The following is a 19,610-nucleotide window of genomic DNA, read 5'->3' as shown; positions in this document are numbered from 1 at the left end:
AAAGTACGAACAACGTTCTTTGAAAATTGAATAATACGGTATTTAAAAATGAAATGAAATAATTAACTATTATGGTAATATAATAGTGTGAACATATGTATAATATGCTATAATTTCTATAGAGCTAGGTCGAAGTTGTAAGATATTATTTATAAAGGGGTGTTTATAATTGAAAGGAGTGAATGTAGCATATTGTTTAATATACAATAAAGAAACTGAACAGGTGTTACTGGTACATAATAAAGATGTTAACTCTTGGTCTATGCCAGGAGGTAAAGTTGAAGAAGGTGAAACATTAGAGCAAGCGGCTATAAGAGAGGTAAAAGAAGAAACAGGTCTTTTAGTTAAGATTAAAGATATAATTGCAGTTAATGAATGTTTTTTTGAGAAAAAGGAAGAACATGCTATTTTTATTACATTTAGAGTAGTAATTACTGTAGGCAATATTTCAATTGACAATCCTGAAGAAATATCTGAAATAACATGGGTAGATATTTCAAGAGCAGATGAGTTAATGCCATATCATAAGTGTGGTATTAGTAAATTAATTCATAATTCTTCTATCTACTGTTTTCAAGGTCAATCATGATTACTTTCACTTGTTAATGAGTTAAGTCTCAATTTTCTTATTAAGCGTCACAACTAATAAAATTGAATACTCCCTTAAAAACACCGTATTATTCAATTGGATTTTATATTTATTATTTAACCTTTAAGACCATTGGTCTGTCGTTCCATATTTTCTACAACAACATCATGAATATCACCTAATGAAGCACAATACTCAAGTACTTTCCATGGAGTATTTGTGTGAAAATGAATTTTAATCAGTTCCTCATCACCAACCGCAAGTAAGCAATCTCCTTCAATGTTTTTTGTAATATACTCGTTTATTTTATCTTCTGAAAGTTTTTCTCCTTCAATTAATAACTGCGTATCAAATCTGTATTCAAGCATAATTATTCTCCTTTTCTGTTTTACAAATTCTGATTTATACTTTGGTTAATTATAACATGCTTTTTTAATATCACACTATTCAATTTTCAAAGAACATTTTTTATTAGTTGCTACGTAATGCAAATATGTATAGACTACTGAGAAAAGTACGTCTTAACTAATGAATTTAAAAGTATGAACAATGTTCTTTGACAACTAAATAATATGGATTTTAAAACAAATATATACTATTTTATATAAAAATGGTAGTATGGCAATGTGGCAATTTTATATACCCTTATAAGAGGCCTACTAATAATACACATAAATTAATACTAACGCATTACATGGATAAAATATAATATCCAGAGGGGGATTGTATGTTTATAAAAATAAAAGAAACAAAATTGCCGAGGCTATATGTGAATTGTTATGGAAAAGGGAATCCAACTGTCGTATTTGAATCAGGGCTAGGGTGTACTCATTTTGACTGGGAGGTAGTTCAAAATGAAATTTCAAAAAATACAAGAACATTTTCTTATGATAGAGCAGGTCTCGGAAATAGTGATACAAGTGATTTACCAAGAAGCAGCTTAGACCAAGTTCATGAGTTACATACTGTTTTAAATAAATCAAAGGTTAAAGCCCCCTATATTATAGTTGCGCATTCAATTGGAGGCTATAATGCAAGATTATTTGCAGGTACATATCCTAAAGAAGTGTCTGGTATTGTATTTGTTGATTGTTCACATGAAAATCAATTTGAAGATAGGGTGAAACGTTCTTCTTCAAAAGAAATAGAAATCGTGAAAATCCAATCCATTGGTTCAGAACAAACCTTTGATGAATTACTAATTAGTGCTAAACAAGTAAAAGAAATAAGAGAAAAGGATGCATTAAGGAATATTCCAATAATTGTCCTTACCGCTGACCATAAAGGTGAAGAACCTTCTAGCATTACAGAAGAAACCTGGTTAAACTATCAAAATGACTTAGTATCATTATCAGATTATAGTAAACACATTATTGTTGAGGATAGCGGTCATTATATACAGAAGGATAAGCCCCAGGTGGTGATTGATGCAGTAAAAGGGATAGTTAATGGAATAAGTAAATAGATTCCGAAGTGAATAATACGGTATTTAAAAATGAGAATATTTACTAGTATAGGAATGTACTAATGTAGAAATATGTATACTATGCTATAATTCCTGTAGAGTTAGGTAGAATTTGTAACATTATACGATGTAACTTTCAAATAAAGAAAGGAGAAGATTTTTATGAGTCTTTTAGAAACAAAGAATTTATACAGAATTGAAATTACAGAAAGATGTTACTGCACACTGATTGGTGCTACAGGTAATGCAATGCCATCATTTGAATCAGTTGAGAAAAATGGCAATTATGGTTCAATCCCTAATGGAATTGAAGGATGGGTGGTACAAAAGTTTGGAAGAAAATATTTTAGACCTGACGAAAACCAAGAGGGAATAGATTTGTTTACACCTGCCGATCAAACAATCATTCTAATTCCGTATAACGTAAGCGTCAAAAATTCTCCGTATTTATTTTTAGGAACTATTTTGATAAACTAAATCCAGTAGTAAGCAGCAAGTGCTTTTCTACTGGATTTTATTTTAATCTTTTTTACCATGAAGATTCTTATTTTGAAGCTTAATATGTTCAGGTAGTTCCTTGGACCAAGGCATGTGTTTTAATAGCGTATTCTTATCCTTATTTTCTAAATTGGACATCACATCCATTAAGTATACTAAGTATTTTTCTACAATTAAACCATTCGCTTTAGCCGTTTCTACTATGCTATATATTGTTGCACTTGCTCTAGCTCCTTTAGGAGTATTGCACATGAGCCAGTTCTTGCGTCCAATAACAAATGGTTTTATTGCTCTTTCGGATCCTAATCCTTAGCTTAGGATTAGGATCCTTATGCCAAGAAAAATATAATCCTAAGGATTTGAAGAAAACCATTGATATCAGCAGAGTTTCTGCATAAATCCTGAGGATTATGTTTAAACAGCAGCAGCTCAGGACATACTTATGGTAAAACTACTAGGAGGTTTTATCATGTATTATCAATGTTATGATGAAGCAGTTAAAGTCGGACTAAATGACTACAGCAGGCTCGAATATTCAGATAGCTGCTGTTCTGCTTTCCGAGTTGCCGCCAGAGAGTTCAAAGAATATATGGAATATAGGGGACTTTCATATTCAACCGAACTTACAAATCAATGGATTAATAACAGTAAGGAACACTGGAAAACTCACAAAGTCAAAGAATCAAGAAAAGCGATGAGCGTATTGGAAGATATCATGGAACATGGTGGTGTAACTATGAGTCTGCAAACTAAAATTGAACGTACGCCCCCCTATAATCAGCTTCCAAATTGGAGCAGAACAATCTTGGATAACTATCTTGCAAGATTAACTTGCAGCCATAAGGCTTCATACCTAACTCAGATAAGAAACGCTTGCTCTCGTTTTTTTTTATTTTTAAAGTTCGAAGGTATAAGTCAGCCTTCTGAGATTACCCATGGAATTGTGAAATCATTTTTTACCAAAGACATCCATATTTCATCGAAGGTCAAGAATCGGTGCAATAATGAAATTAGCCATTGTCTTATGTACATGGCTGACCATGGACTGGTTTTCAAAACTGTAGGACTTGCACTCAATAAATTTGTCATTCCCGACCTAATTATTGTTGCAGAATTACCGGAACCAGAGCGTAATAGGTTCTTGAAGTTTTTCAATTCTTTAGAGAAAGATATTCCGCATTCAATGGTAGAATATGACACAGCTGCTAAGCAACTTGCTGACATACACAAAAATCGGAAATATTCGTCTTTTATTCGCAAAATGGATGCACAAGCATCAAGAGATTTTAGAGTTTTTATGGATGCAAATTCCTTCTCGTATTCTAATGATTTAGCACTGGATTGGCTTGAGTTTCAGAAATCAAAATGGTCCCGAGCTAAGTACTTGGCTTTTCGAAGGGTTCTTTTAAGCATTAATGAGATTTTATGCACGGGAGCTTTGACAACTAGTTGCTTTTCCACTCATGAGCCAAAATATTGTCTTCCTGTGTGGGGCGATAACTTGCAGTCTCAGTATCTCTTAGAGAGAAAACATGAAGGTTGTGCCGACTCCACCATGTGTATGATAGGTAGTTCTTGTTCCAGGTTCATTGTTTTTTTAGATAAGCGCGGCATTGTTAGTGAGAAAGGGATTACGGGTGAAGTTATTAAGGATTTTCAGGTTCACGATAATCACAGCACGATTGAAGGAAAGAACGCTTACGCTGTTAAAATCCGAGGTTTTCTCAGATTTCTTGCCCGAAAGGGACTGATACCTGATACCCTCGAGCTTGCTGTGTCAACAGAAATGGCACCACACAATTCTATTGTAACTACTCTGTCAGATAAACAAATTGATGCTATCTATACTTTCCGGCAAAATGTTGATCGCCCAATTAAGTTGAGAAATATTGCGATTGTTATGTTGGGTCTCAGAATGGGTTTAAGGGCATCTGATATTGCAAATCTCAAACTGACTGACATCTCATGGAAAGAGAATTCAATTTCTTTTATTCAGCAGAAAACAGGTGTGTATTTGAAATTACCATTACTTGTTGATGCAGGCAACAGCCTGTATCGTTACATATTTGAAGGTAGGCCTCAAAGCAATTCCTGCTACGTCTTTGTCCATCATCGGGCACCCTATTGCAAACTTGGTAGTACCTTTGGGAGATTATTGAGAGCGGTAGTAACGGCTCAGTATGATAGTGAGGTAATACATGGTTTCCACGTGACCAGAAAAACATTCGCTTCAAAGCTCCTGGCAGCCGGCAGTTCTGTTCCGTCAATCGCTGCAGCACTGGGACATGTTGGCGTCCATACTGTTGATGAGTATCTTGCTACTAATGAAGATCAAATGCGCTTATGTGCCATTGGCTTAAAAGGTATTGAATATTCCGGAGGATTCAGTCTATGAAACATTATGAGTATCACAGCCAATTAGCTCCATATATTTCGGGCTTGATCAGTCAAAAAAGAGCCGATGGCTATAGATACGAGTTCGAAGCGTATATGCTGGAACACTTTGATCGGTTTTGCACCGAAAACGGATATAATAACGGCAGCCTGACAAGAGATCTAGTAATGGCATGGGCTGAGCAAAGGTCGACAGAAAGCAAAAATTATCGCAACCAAAGGGTTTCTTTCGTAAGGCAGTTGGCTATGTATATGATCTCATTGAATATAGAGGCCTACATTCCCCGGGCTTTTGAGTCTAACTCAATTTCAGTCCCGCACATTCTATCACCCGATGAAATGCATGAGTTTTACAAAGCAGTTGACAGATTCTTGCCTTGCCAGTCAAGTTTTCTGCGTTTATCATTATCATATAGTGTGTTGTTCAGGCTGTTCTACTGCTGTGGGCTGCGGTTGTCCGAAGGCTGTTATCTGAAAAAATCTGCAGTCGATCTTGAAAATGGTTGTCTTTGCATCTACCAATCAAAAGGGCGTAAGGACCGTGTGGTTTTCATGTATGAAGACATACTGAAAATGTGCAAAAGATATGACATGCTTATGCAGAAGCTGGTGCCTGATAGGGAGTGGTTCTTCCCGGCACGGGATGAATCCAAACCATTACCGAAAACAAGCATTGATAAAAAGTTCAAAGAATTTTGGAATATGACCTCTTATGCAGGAAAAGTCGATAAAAAACCTACAGTTCATTCCCTCCGACATACATTTGTGGTAACAAAAATGAACGACTGGATGAACGAAGGCAAGGATTTCGAGGCCATGATGCCGTATTTGAGCCGGTATCTTGGACATACCTCAATCGATGAAACGCAGTATTATTATCATCAGAGTATATCCGCATTTGAGATAGTCAGAAAGCACGACAGCGTCGCTGACAGGATTATCCCGGAGGTGGGTCCCTATGAAGAATAGCAACAGTAATTTATTTTTCTCAATGACATATGAGTTTCTTGACATATATATGGCAAAACAGTTGGGGCGGAGCCCTGACACGATAGAGTCCTACAGAGATGCTCTTACTCTTTTTCGCAGATATATCCTAAACGAGCTCAATATATCCATAGCTAAATTTACATTTGTCCAGTGTACCAGAAACTGCATCTTCGAGTTTCTTGAATATTTAAAAGCTCAAGGGAACAAGCCTGGCACACGTAACCAGCGGCTAGCTGCGCTCAAATCATATCTGTGGTTTGCAGCAGACAAAGATGTGACACTGCAATCCATCGCTCTTGAGGTGAGCCGTGTTCCCCAATCTAAAAATCCTGCTAATGAGAAATTTGTGCTTTCCGAGGATGCCCTAAATGCCATTTTCACTCAACCAGCCAATACCCGCATGGGATTACGGGACCGAACTATCATGATTCTGTTATACGATAGCGCTGTCAGGCTTGCGGAGATACTGAACCTTCGGGTAAATGATATCTGCTTGAGCGAAGAAAATCCCTACATCCGTGTTATGGGTAAGGGCAGCAAGGAACGTGTTGTTGCAATTAACGTCAAAACCGTAAAACATATTAAGCAATACCTTGATGGTTATCACTCAAAACATAACCTAGACACTAATCTGCTTTTCTATACAATCATTAAAGGGAAAGCCGGGAAAATGTCGGAGGGTAATGTGGAACGGTTCATACAGCAGTATGCTGCCAAGGCCAGAGAATTCTGTCATGATATACCGCCACGTGTATATCCACATATGTTGCGGCGAACAAGGGCAACAAATTTGTATCAAAACGGAGTTGAACTTGCTCTTGTTTCCAGGATTTTGGGTCACGCTTTTCTTGATACTACTCGGATCTATGCAAGGCCTTCTTTAGCCATGATGCGTAAAGCAATGGATTCTGTTGAATCCCCGCAGACGAAAGATGAAAAACCACTTTGGGTTGACTCCGAAGAGAAAATGGCTAAACTGTGTGGCCTTAGGTAAAAATATAATCCTTAGGATTTATGCATAAAATCCTCTAACAGCAAGGGTTTTATGCAAATCCTGAGGATAATATATTCCTTAGCATAAGGATCCATTATTATCAATTTCTAAGGAGCCATCTGTTAAAAAAATTCTAAAACTAGGTAATAGCTTTCGGCTATATTCTAAGGCTGCGCCCAATGGACTTCTTGGCAATGCACTTTTTATTTCTGTACCCACATACTTTATAAATTCTTCAATAATATGTGCTGATTTTTCAAGTCTTGTTACATAGCGTTTTTCATAGTAATCATCTTCACCAGCATATTTATCTCTTAAATCTTTTTCGATTTTATAAAGTTGCTCACAAAAATTAAACCCTATTATTGCACGAGAATTTTTTAGGGCTTCTTTATCTAGCTTTGTAACTATATCAAAATATTTTCTCCTTATATGAGCCAAACAGTATAGCCTTTCTGCATTTTCTACATAATTATAGCCGGCATAACCGTCTGTTTGGAGTATTCCAGAAAATCCCTTTAAAAACGCTTTAGGGCAAGAGCTTGATCTTGTCTTTTGATAGTCATACAAAATAATTGGTTCCTTATACTCGCCAGTTTTGTATAACCACATATATTTTTTAGCCTTGGAATCTTGGCCCTTAGAATCTACAACTACTACCGTTGTTTCATCTGCCTGGACATAATGGCTTTCTAATAGTTCTTCCTTCATCATGTCGTAGACAGGTTCAAACTCTTTTGCAGCACCGATTATCCAATTGGACAAAGTTTGCCTAGAAAGATTTGCACCAAGCATATCAAAATAGGTTTCCTGTCTATAAAGCGGTAGCGCATATTGATATTTAAGATTTATCACATGGCTTATTAATTCGTTAGATGCCATGCTTTTATATAGAAAGCTGTTAGGTGATTTTGTAGTAATTATATTTGCTTTGCCTTCAGCTTCTTCACATGTTTTACAAGCGTAGCTATAGGTTATATGCTCCTCTATATATAGCTCCGCTGGTTTATATTTTAGATTTTCCTTTGACTTTGTGCCTATAACAACTAATTGTCCATTGCACTTATCACAATTAGTTTTATCTTCATCTAATTTATGTTCGATAATTACTCTTTCTAAATTAGCTAGATTGTCTTTCTTTCCTACATAAGAAGAGGCCTTTTTTCTCTTATATGTTATTTCTTCAATGGTTGGCTCCGCCACTTTTGAATCACAAAATTTTTCTGCTTCGTCAAAAAGAGATATTTGGTTGGTATCCATCTGCTCGCTGGACTTACCGAATATTTTTTTATTATTATTAAGAACTTGATTTCTTAAAAATAAAAGTTCATTTTTAAGATCTCTAATTTCGTTATCCTTTAATTCTATCTCTTTTTCCATCTTAGAAATTATGTTTTTTGTTTTATAATCTAATTGTTCTTCAATATTTAAGTCATTCATTTTAATTACCTCTTCTAAAGTTTTTATACTTATATTATAGCAGAAAAACCTTGATTTATCAAGGGTTAAGAGGCTTTTTTATGTAATTTTAATAGTAGTTTTTTTCTTTAATTGGCTTGAATTTTGAGGTTGTTCTTACCTCATAACCTTTTAGTAGCCAACCTAGTTCTTCTATATTTACTTTTAAGGCTTCCGCCTTTGTCATTGGCCATTTAAACCTACTTTTTTCTAATCTATAATAATATAACCAAAATCCATTATCAAAATGTAATATTTTAAGCTTATTCATCTGTTTATTGCAAAATACAAATAGTGCTTTTTCAAATGGATCTAATTTTAATTCTGTTTGTACTACCATCGCTAATCCATCTATACTTCTTCTTAAATCCGTTACGCCGCAAGCTAAATATACAGTATTAACCTTATCAATATTTAGCATGATTTACTTAGTTCCTTAAGTATATTTGATAATAGTGCTATTTCATTTGCGGGTATATATATATTAGCTTTACCAATCTCTATTCTTATATCGTTATATCCTTTTACGCTATTGTTTACTGTTTGGGGATTAGATTCTTTATTACTAATTGCTATAGCATGAAATGTTGGTTTACTTGATTGTTCAAGTTTACTTTTATAATAGTAGAACTGGCTCTTACTAATATTATTTTTTTTACAAAAACTGGTTACAGTTCCTTCATAAGAAGAAAACTTTTCTAAAAATCCTCTCCATGTTACATCATTAAATTTCTTTGTCATTACAGATACCCTCCTATTCTTACTATCTGTAATTTTAGCAAAGGTAACTTTAACTATCTAGGCGTCAATTCTTTTACGCTTACCGTATAACAAAATAAGTGGACATTATAAAAAAATATAGAAACTGAATAATTTTCTTATAAAACGTCACAACTAACAAACCCGAAAAACACCGTATTATTCAATTGAATTTTATGGTGTTTTTATGTCGCAGTTCAGTAATATTGTTAGGCAATTTGAAAAAAGGTCGACGTAACTATTGAAATTCAAAGTACGAACAACGGTCTTTGAAAATTGTATAATACGGTATTAAAAAATAAGAATATTTACTATTATAGAAATATATTTATGTGAAAATATGTATAATATGCTATAATTTCTGTAGAGTTAGGTCGAAGTTGTAAAATTTAATAGATTAGAAAGGTGAGAAAATATGGTTTACAAAGCTTCATTAAAGAAAATCATTGATATAATTCAGTGGATTGTTAGCATTGCGGTGATAGGTATGGGTATTTACTATTTTTTTATCAGTAAAGATATATCTAAAGGAATAGGGTTGCTTATTATGTGGGGTGGCATTGGCATTAATAGTGCATTGAGCATTATTAATGCCAAATATTTTAAAGAAAATTTCAGTTGGAAAAATAATTGGGCGAATATTACGCAGGTGTGTATGTGTTCAGTGTTTATTGTCGCGGAGCTAATATTGAATTATCTGTACTAGCCTTAAGATCTTCTACTACAGGTTTATTCGAATTAGTAATTTAAGACGGAGCAAACACTATCCTAACGAATGAAGGGGATAAAATATGAAAAAGAATAAATTATTTGCATTAATAAATTTTTTGAGTATTGTCTTAACATTTTTTATAGGATTTGAAGTTATCAAACTAAAAAATAATTTAATTAATTATATTATACTTGCAATAATAAATGGATGTTTAATGTACTTATGCCAGAAACTATTGGATAATAAAAATTAACTCATAAACTTCTTAATTAACGACTTAACTAAAAAACGAATAATTTATTAAAATACCGTATGATTCATTTCTGAATTTTATGGTATTTTTACGTCGTACTTCAAAACTATCCCCTCATAATTCAACTCTTATTTAACTCCTTTCAATATTAACAATTCTTCTTTTCTATTCCATTTCACCTTAAAATTTATATCAACCATGAGTTTTCCACTACATTACTAATTCCTGTAACAGGGTCATCTCATCCGCCTAAAAAATAGAATATACCTATTTACCTACTATTATTTTTAATAGTCTGCAACATTTGCTGTTCCTGTTTTTGGGTTCCATTTGCATATTCCAGTAAAAATCCTTTAAGTTTGAAAATACGAACTATAAACGAGCAAAAATACTCACAATATTTTACAGCGGCTAGGCACACTTACTCTGTGATAGTTTAAGAAGATCAAAAATGGCTTCTTTGCTTACTCCATTTTGAGATTGTATATATATCCAATCAATTAAATTTTGCACAGAATTTTTGCGAGCTATTTTTAAACCTTCTCCAAATTTGCAGTGAGTTTCAGATACACCAAAAGTACAATAAAAGTATGATAATTGGGTCAAAATCCAAAATCTTTTTACTGCTTTTTCGCTGCGTACTTGATAAGTATCTAATCCTAATTCCATTTTATTTTGGCGGAAAAACACTTCAATTGTCCAGCGTTGAGTATACTGAAAAAGCAGTTCTTCTGCCGTAAGGCTAGTATCTGTTGAGATAAAAGATCTTAATGCATTTTGATTATATAAAGCATTTTTCGGATAGCTTATTAATATAACTACTTTTTTAAATCCATTTATCTTGCCTTCATATCGGTAAACATAGTAAGAGTTTTTATTCACTGTAACTAAGTGAAAATCTTCTTTGTTTATCATTTTAGCAAAACCACTTATTTTCTGGTTCATGCGGCAGCATTTTGGATATATAACTCTATTAGTTTTTAATGCTCCTATATAATCAAAACCTCTTAATTTAGCTGCTTTTAGAATCTTCTCAGCACTGTACCAGCTACCACCTAAAATAAATCCTTTATTAGGTGGCACGGGCAATGAAGAAATTGCGGTTATAGCAATTTCAATTTTAGTAACTTTTTTATTAAATTCATTCATTCTAGTTTTATCATAAGGCGTTAGCTGATACGGTATTGTTACATCACCACACTGTAGTAAAATACTTACAACTTGATGTCCATAAACTTGTTTACCTTCTAAGTGAGAAAAATGAAATTGGCATTTCTCTATAGGATTTTTAGCCTGTGACGAAGGCTTTGTTTTCTTACAGATAGTATCATCAATAATCACATAAATAGGCTTACCTGTATCTTTTGATAACTGCCATATTTTTTTTATTGCAAATTTTTGTAATGCTCGTAAAATATACCCTTCATTCCATGGGCTGTTGGATAAAAAATTTCCTACGGAAGTTCTATGCCTGGAGCTATAACAGTTTTCAGTTATACGACTAACCTTACCATTGCAACCACGACCTACGGTCCCAAAAACAAAAGCACAAATATGTTTAAATTGTGGTAGTGTTAAATAAAGTAATATTCTAATTTCTATAATAAAGTTGTTAATTGACTTATCATATGGTATATTGTTTTCTGTAGGCATTTTTATCCATCCTTTAGTTATATTTCTTCGCAGTAATATAATACCTTATGATGGTCAAAATGTCTATTTTTGCGCCCTTTTTTCTTATTTCCAAAATATGTTATGAAATTTGCTCATTTATAGATACGAAGTAAAAACTTCCAGTTTTTACTACAGCTTCTAATGCCATGCAATAACCGGAAGTTTATATTTACTAATTTATAGACTCTAGTGAATTAATTTTCTAATTCTCTATTTTTAGTGATTTTATTTGATTTTACTAACCTGTTAGAAATTACAAAAGCAAGTGTAGCTGGTATGACCCATCCAAATCCTACACTGGATAGAGGAACATATTTAAAGAATCCAATGCTATTTGCTGTTAAATTATTTATAGTATTTAAAACACTTACTATTAAAACTGTGTATGTAGTTATAGCAACTACCTTATTATTTTTCACTATATCACCAAGCAAAGTAGTAACTATTAGAACAATTACAATTGGATATATAATTTGTAAAACTGGACCTGCCATTTTAATTAAACTATCAACATCCTTTGTAGCCATTACTCCACTTACTAAAGCCATACTAATAGCAATAGCTTTGTAAGATAATTTACCCTTAGAAAGTTTAACAAAGAATTGTGATCCAGCTGAAAGTATTCCTATAGCGGTGGTTAAACATGCAATAGCAACACATAAACTAAGTATACAACTACCAATACTACCTAGGTCTAATCTAACAATTTCTGTAACCAGACTAGTTCTAGATATCTTTCCAGGAAATAAAGTAGTTGTTTGAGTACCAAGGTACATAAGTCCCGTATATACAAAGGATAAACCTATTAAAGACACTACAGCCGATTTCATAGTTATCCTCATTATATCTTTTGAGCTTTTATAACCTTTTGCTCTAATAGATGCAAGAATTATTGATGAAAATATAACACCAGTCATAGCATCCGTTGTTTGATATCCTTCTATTAAAGCTTTTGAGAATCCACCTTGGTAAGATGTAGCTACAATTGGTCCAATAGGATCTATTATTCCTTTAACTATAATTACAGCTAACATTAATAAAAGTGCTGGTGTAAGTATTTTACCTATATTATCAATTATTGAAGAAGGTTTAAGCGCAAATGCAAGCACTATTGCAAAATACACTATAATCGATATATTTTGTCCAATTGATGGAAATAAAGGCTGAATTCCCAGTTCGAAGGTTGTTGCAGCTGTTCTTGGAATTGCAAATAAAGGTCCTATAACAAGAATTAAAGCTATAGAGACTATTACAGAAAATACTCGTCCTACTCTATCTGCCATTTTTTCAAAAGTACCATTAATTTTAGCACAGGCAATTACAGCACATAGAGGGAGACCAACTCCTGTAATAAGAAAGCCCATAATTGATGATAAAACTTTATCCCCTGCTACTTTTCCTAATGTTGGTGGAAAAATCAGGTTTCCTGCACCGAAGAACATTGCAAATAATGCAAAACCTATAACTATTGAATGTTTTGTTGAATTTTTGATTTATATAACCTCCATCTTAATTTATCTTTGTAGTTTTATAACAAATAAATCAGTACTTCTTTAAAAAACGATTTACTTTATACATATTACCCTTACAACTTTAACTCTAATATGCTCTTACCCAAAATTATAACAATATTTCATTTTATCATTTTTTTTAGGTATCTGTCAATGCGACCTTAATGTGACTTTTTTAAAAAATCACATTCCATAGTGATTGTACCACTACACGAACTATTTGCATCATAATTTATCTATTAATAATATAATTTATAAAATTTCCATCTCTCCTTTTATGAATACACCACTTCATACATAATTTTAAGGTTTAATGTAAATTATAGCATAAACAAATGTACAATTTTACATAAAATCATATATTCATTTTTTTACCCAATTTACGGTAATAATGGTATAATTAAATAAATGATTTGTGTCCTGCGGGTATAATGTGACGAACTATTTAAAATTCCTAATAGAAGTAACCAACAAAGATAGTGTTAAGACTATCAAACTTATTAAAGGGGACCAAATATGAATAATTCTATAAACAAAACTAAAATGCAATTTAATAAAGTAGCAGAAGAATATGATTTTATGGAATCATTATTTGATAATAGTAAATTTTTCGTTTTAGAAATGTCAGATAACAAAGGCTCAGTATTGGATATAGGTTGTGGGTCAGGTATTTTGGCATACAAGTTGTCAAATCATTACGATAAAGTAATAGGTATTGATATATCAGAAGAAATGTTACATATTGCTTCGAATAAAAGACAATCACCAAATATAAAATATATAAATATGGATGCTAATGAGTTGAAGTTATATGAAAAATTTGATTTTATAACAAGTCGGACAACTTTTCATCACATAAATAATATTCCATTATTACTCACAAAAATTAAGGATATGGTTAACCCTGGCGGTAAAATTGTAATTGTAGATGTTATATCTAACTTTGAAAGAGAGCCAACAATATTTAGTATTATTGAAGCATTTGCAAGACTTATGCCAAATTGTAAAATGTTTGGTGTAAAGATTGGATTTAGAATATTTAAATTTAATATTTCAAAGGATTGGCTAAAGCATTTAGCTTCAGATAGGTATTTATCAGAGGAGAAATTTAAAGATTTATTTACTACTAATTTGCCAGGATGTAAAATTTCCAGAAATGCTTATCAAATGCAAGTTATCTGGGAAAATAAAAAATAGGATACTGCAAGATGATCAAGTTAAATAAATGATTTTTTTGTAGAAAAATAAAGTTGAAACTAAATATGGGGGAGGGACTATATATGGTAAATGAAAAAGTATTGGACCTTGCAAATAAGATTAGTAAGACAAATCGTGGTTCAAAATCAGAAATTACGCGGGAACATCCGGAATATAAAATTTTGGAACCTGTTGTTACAGAAGAAATGGCAGAAGTAGCACTTTGTCTTGAATTACATAAACCAAAAAGTGCGAAGGAAGTTGCAGCAATCTGCGGTAAATCTGTAGAGGAAACAGAAAGACTCCTATGGGAATTAGCCGTTGCCGGTGCTTGCCTCGTTGGTGAAAAAGAAGGTGTTGATAAATACTGGCTTGAGATTTGGGTTCCGGGGCACATGGAACTGATAGTTAACCACCCACATAGGGAAAACATTAAAAACTTTAAGCAAATTGGCCAGGCTTTTGATGGGTACGGGAAAAGAAGAGCTCCTATAGCGGCAGGTCTTTTTCCTGTAGGAACAGGCGTGATGCGTGTAATCCCTATCGAAAAATCCATTGAAGGAGAAACTAGAAGAGCATCCTATGAGGAAATTTCCAAATATCTCAATGAAAATACTATTTTCTCAGTTTCCAATTGTTCTTGCCGTACAGCAAGAGAAGCTATGGGAGAAGGTTGTGGTCACTTGAAGGAAGATATGTGTATTCAGCTAGGCGATGCTGCCCAGTTCTATATCCGTACAAGCCGTGGCCGAAAGATTACCCGCGAGGAAGCTTTTGAAATTATTAAAAAAGCCGAAGAAAATGGTTTGATGCATCAAATACCCAATACAGATGGCCCTGGAAAAACCCACGCCATTTGTAACTGCTGCGGTTGTTCCTGTTTATCTACGAGAAATGCCTCAATGTTCCTTAACAATGATTTTGTACGTTCAAATTATGTTTCAAAAATCGATAAAGATAAATGTGTTGCTTGCGGAGAATGTGCTACTGTTTGTCCTGTTAATGCATTGAAACTAGGTCAAAATTTATGTACTAAAACACCAATTACTCCAGAAAAAAGAGAGGATTTCCCATCTAATACAAAGTGGGGTCCAGAGAAATGGAATGTGGATTATCGTACTAATAGGCAAAATGTTGTTGAAACCGGTACAAGTCCTTGTAAAACAGAGTGCCCAGCTCACATATCTGTTCAAGGATACATTAAGCTTGCTTCTAAGGGAAAATATAAAGAAGCCCTTGAACTTATCAAGCACGAAAATCCATTTCCAGCAGTATGCGGACGTATCTGTCCAAGAAAATGTGAATCCGCCTGTACAAGAGGCGATATCGACGATCCTGTTGCTGTAGATGAAATCAAAAAATTCATTGCAGATCAAGAGTTAAATGTGGATAATCGCTATGTACCAAAATTGAGACATAAATATGAAAAAAAAATTGCCATTATTGGTGCTGGCCCATCAGGTCTGTCTTGTGCTTTCTACTTAGCTATTGACGGTTATAAGGTAACTGTGTTTGAAAAGCAAAGAGCACTTGGTGGTATGCTTACACTTGGAATTCCAGCTTATAGATTAGAAAAAGAAGTAATTAATTCAGAAATTGATATTTTAAGGGAACTCGGCGTTGAGTTCAAGACAGGTATTGAAGTGGGCAATGATGTTAGCCTTCGCGAACTTAGAAATGAGGGATATGAAGCATTCTATGTTGCAATTGGTGCTCAGGCAGGTAGAAACTTAGGGTTAGAGGGTGAAGATGCAGAAGGCGCTATTACAGGTGTTGATTTCCTCCGTGCTGTAAACCTTAGTAATGACATAAAACTTGAAGGAAACGTAGTTGTAATCGGTGGCGGTAACGTTGCTATTGATGTTGCAGGAACAGCTGCAAGACTTGGAGCCTCAAAAGTTGATATGTATTGCCTTGAGAGTCGAAAAGAAATGCCGGCCCTTGAACAAGAAATTGAAGAAGCATTATCAGAAGATATTGGTATCAACAATTCTTGGGGTCCAAAACGAATTCTTCAACAAAATGGACGTGTTTCCGGCATAGAATTCAAAAAATGTGTTTCAGTTTTCGATAAGAATGGAAAGTTTAGTCCTATATTTGATGAAAAAGAAACTGTGATTGTTAAGACAAATAATGTTTTGATTTCAGTAGGTCAAGGAATAGACTGGGGCAACCTGCTGGAAAACAGCAACATAGAATTAAATCCAAACAAGACAATCAAAGCAGATTCTTTTACACTTCAGACAGGAGAGCCAGATGTATTTGCTGGTGGAGATGCAATGACAGGTCCAAAGTTTGCTATCGATGCTATTGCTATGGGTAAAGAAGGTGCAATTTCAATCCATCGTTATGTTCACCCAGGACAGAGCTTAATTATTGGTCGTGACAGGAGGGAGTATCATTCACTTGATAAAGAAAACTTGACTCTTGAAAGCTATGACCGTATGCCAAGGCAAAGAGCACTTCCTGTGGATGGAAAAAAATCAAAAGAAACCTTTAAAGATTTACGTAGTACATTTACAGAAAATCAAGTGAAGAAGGAAGCAGAACGTTGCCTTGGCTGCGGTGCTACAACTAGAGATGAATACATGTGTATAGGATGCGGTGCATGTACAACCAGATGTAAATTCGATGCTATTTCACTTGTCAGAAAATATGACGCTTCAAGCGTACCGCTAGAAAAGCTTAAACCGATAATTGTTAAAAACATGATTAAGCGTAAAGGTAGAATCTTTGTCCATAAGGTTAAAAAATCCTTACGCAAATAGAAAATATTGCTTGCCTATCTCAAAGCAAAACCTCCTCAGAATAAATAATATTTATTCTGAGGAGGTTTTTTTAGTAGTATATCACAAGTAATTTACTTCAATTATATTACTATCAATGGATACTATATTTTCATAATGTTCTGCTTTATTATTTATTTCTATTTGAAATTCTCACTAAATCTTTTAGTTTTAAACGTCTGCCGTAATGAAGTATAGCGGAAGAGTATATTTTTATTGACATCCAAGCTATAATAGCAATTGTTATTCCCAAAGAAAATAATGAAGCTACAATTTGTAAGGTAGGAACTTCTGTAGCTAAAATCCTACAAGGCATAGAAAATGGCGCAGAAAATGGAACAATAGATGCTATAATTGACACACTACCCTTTGGCGCAGACAGCGAAAAATATCCTGCATAAAATGCTACCAGGGTTATCATATTTATAGGCATAAGGGCTGAATTGACATCCTCTGCCTTGCTTACAGTAGCCCCAGCAACAGCATTCATCATAGCATACAATGAATAACCCAGTATAAAGTATACAACTATCATTGCAATACTAAAGAGCGTGAAGTTAGAAAAATCAAGCATTTGACCTGCTATTGCAAAGTCCTCTGGAAAAGTTAATTTGTAAGTTAACGCAGCAGTAAATACAACCAAAGACAGTTGAATTAACCCAAGCAGTCCCATAGCGGCACTCTTTCCAAGAATTATTTTTGATGGTTTCGTGGAGGTTACAAGGAGTTCCATTACCCTTGAAGTCTTTTCAGAAGCCACAGACATGGCTACTCCATATCCATAAAAATAAATTACAAAGAACAACAACATACTTATAACCATACTTGAAATGTAGCTATTCATTTTTGGTTTTCCAAGCTCATTAACCTTAAAGGAAATATCGCTTTGTACCATTTTAGATACGTCATCTGATACCTTAGCATCTTTTAATAGGTTAGTTACAAAAGTACTTTTTATTATATGACTTACTCCCGTAGAATCTGGTCCATCGCCAGCTTGTTTAACTAAATAATCAAAGGTGGGTACACCGTTTTTCTCATCTAGAATTATTAGCGTATTATTATCTCCATCCTTAACTTTACTTTTAAGCATATCAACACTACCATAAGGCTGAGACTTAACTTCATATTCTGAAAAGGCTTTGCCGAGATTACTTAAATCTCCCTTTAGAATACCCTTAGCATCAACTACATAAATAACTCCCTTAGCTTTGCCACCTTTTGATTGTTGCTCTGTTTTATTATTTCCATCATTGTGGAAGGTCTTTATTATAGATGGCAAACTAATTATTAAAACAGTTAAAAGTAGTGTGATTACAGTTGAAATAATAAATGCTTTTTTTCTGGAGTTTTCTTTAAATGTATAGACTAAAACCGCAAGAAACTCTTTCATTATTGTTCACCAACCTTTTCAATAAATATTTCATGAAGAGAGGGTTCACGAATTTCAAATTTATCAAGTCTTATTTTTGATGTTATGATTTTTTCAAGAAGGCTATATGCCTGCTGGTCTGATTTAATTTTAAATTCGTACCCAGTAGCGGTTTTTGATAAAATATTCATGCCTTGCTCTTTTATGAGATCCTCAATTCCTTCTTGGCAGTTCACAGTAAGATTTGTTCTTCCATAGCCAGCCTTTATTTGTTTTAAATTACCCTTTAGGATAGTTTGTCCATCTTTTAATATTACAAGATCTTTGCAATACTCTTCAATAGATTGCATTTGATGACTGGACATTATAATAAATTTATCCTTTTCAACTAATTCGTTAATTACACTTTTGAACAAATCAGCGTTTACTGGGTCAAGACCACTTAGTGGTTCATCTAGAATAATCAATTCTGGATCATGCAAGAGTGCTGTTATCAATTGTATTTTTTGTTGATTCCCCTTAGACAATTGCTCTGCAGTAAAGTTTGAGTATTCAGATACCTTAAGCCTATCAAACCAATAGTTTATAGCTTTTTTTACTGACTTTCCATCCATACCTCGAAGTTTTCCGAAATATGAAAGTTGATCTACTACCTTAGCCTTAGGATATAAACCTCTTTCCTCTGGTAGGTATCCAAATTTCACAGTTTCTCTTGTAACAGCCTTTCCATTCCATTCAATTGTTCCGCTATTTTTTTCAAGAATCCCCAAAATCATTCTTATTGTTGTGGTTTTGCCTGCTCCATTTGTTCCAAGCAAACCAAACACACCTGGATTTTCAATTTCAAAAGAAAGATTGTCTACTACAGTTTTTTCTCCAAACTTCTTTAATACGGATGATATCTCTAGTGCCATATTACTTCCCCCTTGCATAAGACGCATTTATTTTGATGCACCTT

Annotated in this window: 18 protein-coding genes and 1 pseudogene; 10 read left to right on the top strand and 9 right to left on the bottom strand. The window is 33.7% G+C overall.

Going from position 1 to position 19,610, the window contains the following annotated elements; translation table 11 throughout:
* Nucleotides 1-178: 178 nt before the first annotated feature.
* On the top strand, nt 179-589 hold the full coding sequence (locus G9F70_RS05055; protein ID WP_224617791.1) for an NUDIX hydrolase: 411 nt from the start codon (nt 179-181) through the stop codon (nt 587-589).
* A gap of 116 nt (nt 590-705) precedes the next feature.
* Here the strand turns inward: G9F70_RS05055 and G9F70_RS05050 are convergent, their stop codons facing one another.
* Nucleotides 706-957 (bottom strand): kinase to dihydroxyacetone kinase, encoded by a 252-nt coding sequence (locus G9F70_RS05050; RefSeq protein WP_125005823.1) that lies wholly within the window; start codon nt 955-957, stop codon nt 706-708.
* A 359-nt stretch (nt 958-1,316) separates the two neighbouring features.
* Between G9F70_RS05050 and G9F70_RS05045 the strand changes: the two genes are divergently transcribed.
* Nucleotides 1,317-2,054, top strand: a complete 738-nt coding sequence (locus G9F70_RS05045) for an alpha/beta fold hydrolase (RefSeq protein WP_164947589.1) — start codon at nt 1,317-1,319, stop codon at nt 2,052-2,054.
* Nucleotides 2,055-2,216: 162 nt separating this feature from the next.
* Nucleotides 2,217-2,531, top strand: coding sequence for a hypothetical protein (locus tag G9F70_RS05040; protein WP_202882663.1), 315 nt, complete (start codon nt 2,217-2,219; stop codon nt 2,529-2,531).
* Nucleotides 2,532-2,573: 42 nt separating this feature from the next.
* On the opposite strand, the pseudogene G9F70_RS05035 reads toward G9F70_RS05040, so the two are convergent.
* A pseudogene (locus tag G9F70_RS05035) lies at nt 2,574-2,852 on the bottom strand (IS66 family transposase); the annotation flags it as partial.
* Nucleotides 2,853-3,021: 169 nt separating this feature from the next.
* On the opposite strand from G9F70_RS05035, the gene G9F70_RS05030 reads away from it, so the two are divergent.
* From G9F70_RS05030 to G9F70_RS05020, 3 genes are read left to right on the top strand one after another with little or no spacing between them, the layout of a single operon-like run.
* On the top strand, nt 3,022-4,947 hold the full coding sequence (locus G9F70_RS05030) for a tyrosine-type recombinase/integrase (RefSeq protein ID WP_164948054.1): 1,926 nt from the start codon (nt 3,022-3,024) through the stop codon (nt 4,945-4,947).
* Entirely contained in the window at nt 4,944-5,915 is a 972-nt protein-coding gene (locus tag G9F70_RS05025; protein WP_164948055.1) for a tyrosine-type recombinase/integrase, read from the top strand. The genes G9F70_RS05030 and G9F70_RS05025 overlap by 4 nt, the downstream gene beginning before the upstream one ends.
* Nucleotides 5,905-6,930: a tyrosine-type recombinase/integrase gene (locus tag G9F70_RS05020; protein ID WP_164948056.1), complete on the top strand. Its 1,026-nt coding sequence runs from the start codon at nt 5,905-5,907 to the stop codon at nt 6,928-6,930. Before G9F70_RS05025 ends, G9F70_RS05020 begins: the two co-directional genes overlap by 11 nt.
* Nucleotides 6,931-7,008: 78 nt before the next feature.
* Here the strand turns inward: G9F70_RS05020 and tnpC are convergent, their stop codons facing one another.
* The 3 genes from tnpC to tnpA form a co-directional block, all read right to left on the bottom strand.
* Nucleotides 7,009-8,370: an IS66 family transposase gene (gene tnpC / locus G9F70_RS05015; RefSeq protein ID WP_164947646.1), complete on the bottom strand. Its 1,362-nt coding sequence runs from the start codon at nt 8,368-8,370 to the stop codon at nt 7,009-7,011.
* A gap of 88 nt (nt 8,371-8,458) precedes the next feature.
* Nucleotides 8,459-8,809 carry an IS66 family insertion sequence element accessory protein TnpB gene (tnpB, locus tag G9F70_RS05010; protein WP_164947647.1) on the bottom strand — a complete coding sequence of 117 codons (351 nt, stop codon included), beginning with the start codon at nt 8,807-8,809 and terminating at the stop codon, nt 8,459-8,461.
* Nucleotides 8,803-9,129: an IS66 family insertion sequence element accessory protein TnpA gene (gene tnpA, locus G9F70_RS05005; RefSeq protein ID WP_164947648.1), complete on the bottom strand. Its 327-nt coding sequence runs from the start codon at nt 9,127-9,129 to the stop codon at nt 8,803-8,805. Before tnpA ends, tnpB begins: the two co-directional genes overlap by 7 nt.
* A gap of 433 nt (nt 9,130-9,562) precedes the next feature.
* Between tnpA and G9F70_RS05000 the strand changes: the two genes are divergently transcribed.
* Nucleotides 9,563-9,853: a hypothetical protein gene (locus tag G9F70_RS05000; protein WP_164947649.1), complete on the top strand. Its 291-nt coding sequence runs from the start codon at nt 9,563-9,565 to the stop codon at nt 9,851-9,853.
* 85 nt (nt 9,854-9,938) lie between these two features.
* Nucleotides 9,939-10,112, top strand: coding sequence for a hypothetical protein (locus G9F70_RS04995; protein WP_164947650.1), 174 nt, complete (start codon nt 9,939-9,941; stop codon nt 10,110-10,112).
* A gap of 411 nt (nt 10,113-10,523) precedes the next feature.
* Here the strand turns inward: G9F70_RS04995 and G9F70_RS04990 are convergent, their stop codons facing one another.
* Both G9F70_RS04990 and brnQ read right to left on the bottom strand, forming a co-directional pair.
* On the bottom strand, nt 10,524-11,765 hold the full coding sequence (locus G9F70_RS04990) for an IS701 family transposase (protein ID WP_164947651.1): 1,242 nt from the start codon (nt 11,763-11,765) through the stop codon (nt 10,524-10,526).
* Nucleotides 11,766-11,980: 215 nt separating this feature from the next.
* Entirely contained in the window at nt 11,981-13,279 is a 1,299-nt protein-coding gene (gene brnQ / locus G9F70_RS04985) for a branched-chain amino acid transport system II carrier protein (RefSeq protein ID WP_318011010.1), read from the bottom strand.
* Nucleotides 13,280-13,813: 534 nt separating this feature from the next.
* On the opposite strand from brnQ, the gene G9F70_RS04980 reads away from it, so the two are divergent.
* Both G9F70_RS04980 and G9F70_RS04975 read left to right on the top strand, forming a co-directional pair.
* Nucleotides 13,814-14,494 carry a class I SAM-dependent methyltransferase gene (locus tag G9F70_RS04980; protein WP_164947653.1) on the top strand — a complete coding sequence of 227 codons (681 nt, stop codon included), beginning with the start codon at nt 13,814-13,816 and terminating at the stop codon, nt 14,492-14,494.
* An 83-nt stretch (nt 14,495-14,577) separates the two neighbouring features.
* Complete coding sequence (locus tag G9F70_RS04975) at nt 14,578-17,262, top strand: FAD-dependent oxidoreductase (protein ID WP_164947654.1); 2,685 nt, start codon at nt 14,578-14,580, stop codon at nt 17,260-17,262.
* Between the two features lie 148 nt (nt 17,263-17,410).
* Here G9F70_RS04975 and G9F70_RS04970 read toward each other — a convergent pair whose 3' ends face one another.
* A complete protein-coding gene (locus G9F70_RS04970; protein ID WP_164947655.1) occupies nt 17,411-18,673 on the bottom strand; it encodes an ABC transporter permease in 1,263 nt (420 codons plus the stop codon).
* Nucleotides 18,673-19,566 carry an ABC transporter ATP-binding protein gene (locus tag G9F70_RS04965; RefSeq protein ID WP_164947656.1) on the bottom strand — a complete coding sequence of 298 codons (894 nt, stop codon included), beginning with the start codon at nt 19,564-19,566 and terminating at the stop codon, nt 18,673-18,675. The genes G9F70_RS04970 and G9F70_RS04965 overlap by 1 nt, the downstream gene beginning before the upstream one ends.
* Nucleotides 19,567-19,610: the final 44 nt, after the last annotated feature.

Source organism: Clostridium sp. FP1 (genome assembly GCF_011065975.2).
Taxonomy (GTDB): Bacteria; Bacillota; Clostridia; order Clostridiales; family Clostridiaceae; genus Clostridium_AD; species Clostridium_AD tagluense.
This window is presented reverse-complemented; position numbering and strand designations above follow the sequence as displayed.

What these genes read in the sequence shown, in the direction of transcription:
- G9F70_RS04975 (WP_164947654.1), top strand. Translation starts at nt 14,578, where the DNA reads ATGGTAAATGAAAAAGTATTGGACCTTGCAAATAAGATTAGTAAGACA.
- G9F70_RS05045 (WP_164947589.1), top strand. Translation starts at nt 1,317, where the DNA reads ATGTTTATAAAAATAAAAGAAACAAAATTGCCGAGGCTATATGTGAAT.
- G9F70_RS04990 (WP_164947651.1), bottom strand. Translation starts at nt 11,765, where the DNA reads ATGCCTACAGAAAACAATATACCATATGATAAGTCAATTAACAACTTT.
- G9F70_RS05030 (WP_164948054.1), top strand. Translation starts at nt 3,022, where the DNA reads ATGTATTATCAATGTTATGATGAAGCAGTTAAAGTCGGACTAAATGAC.
- G9F70_RS04965 (WP_164947656.1), bottom strand. Translation starts at nt 19,566, where the DNA reads ATGGCACTAGAGATATCATCCGTATTAAAGAAGTTTGGAGAAAAAACT.
- tnpC (WP_164947646.1), bottom strand. Translation starts at nt 8,370, where the DNA reads ATGAATGACTTAAATATTGAAGAACAATTAGATTATAAAACAAAAAAC.
- tnpB (WP_164947647.1), bottom strand. Translation starts at nt 8,809, where the DNA reads ATGCTAAATATTGATAAGGTTAATACTGTATATTTAGCTTGCGGCGTA.
- G9F70_RS05025 (WP_164948055.1), top strand. Translation starts at nt 4,944, where the DNA reads ATGAAACATTATGAGTATCACAGCCAATTAGCTCCATATATTTCGGGC.
- G9F70_RS05040 (WP_202882663.1), top strand. Translation starts at nt 2,217, where the DNA reads ATGAGTCTTTTAGAAACAAAGAATTTATACAGAATTGAAATTACAGAA.
- G9F70_RS04980 (WP_164947653.1), top strand. Translation starts at nt 13,814, where the DNA reads ATGAATAATTCTATAAACAAAACTAAAATGCAATTTAATAAAGTAGCA.
- G9F70_RS05020 (WP_164948056.1), top strand. Translation starts at nt 5,905, where the DNA reads ATGAAGAATAGCAACAGTAATTTATTTTTCTCAATGACATATGAGTTT.
- G9F70_RS04995 (WP_164947650.1), top strand. Translation starts at nt 9,939, where the DNA reads ATGAAAAAGAATAAATTATTTGCATTAATAAATTTTTTGAGTATTGTC.
- tnpA (WP_164947648.1), bottom strand. Translation starts at nt 9,129, where the DNA reads ATGACAAAGAAATTTAATGATGTAACATGGAGAGGATTTTTAGAAAAG.
- G9F70_RS05000 (WP_164947649.1), top strand. Translation starts at nt 9,563, where the DNA reads ATGGTTTACAAAGCTTCATTAAAGAAAATCATTGATATAATTCAGTGG.
- G9F70_RS04970 (WP_164947655.1), bottom strand. Translation starts at nt 18,673, where the DNA reads ATGAAAGAGTTTCTTGCGGTTTTAGTCTATACATTTAAAGAAAACTCC.
- G9F70_RS05050 (WP_125005823.1), bottom strand. Translation starts at nt 957, where the DNA reads ATGCTTGAATACAGATTTGATACGCAGTTATTAATTGAAGGAGAAAAA.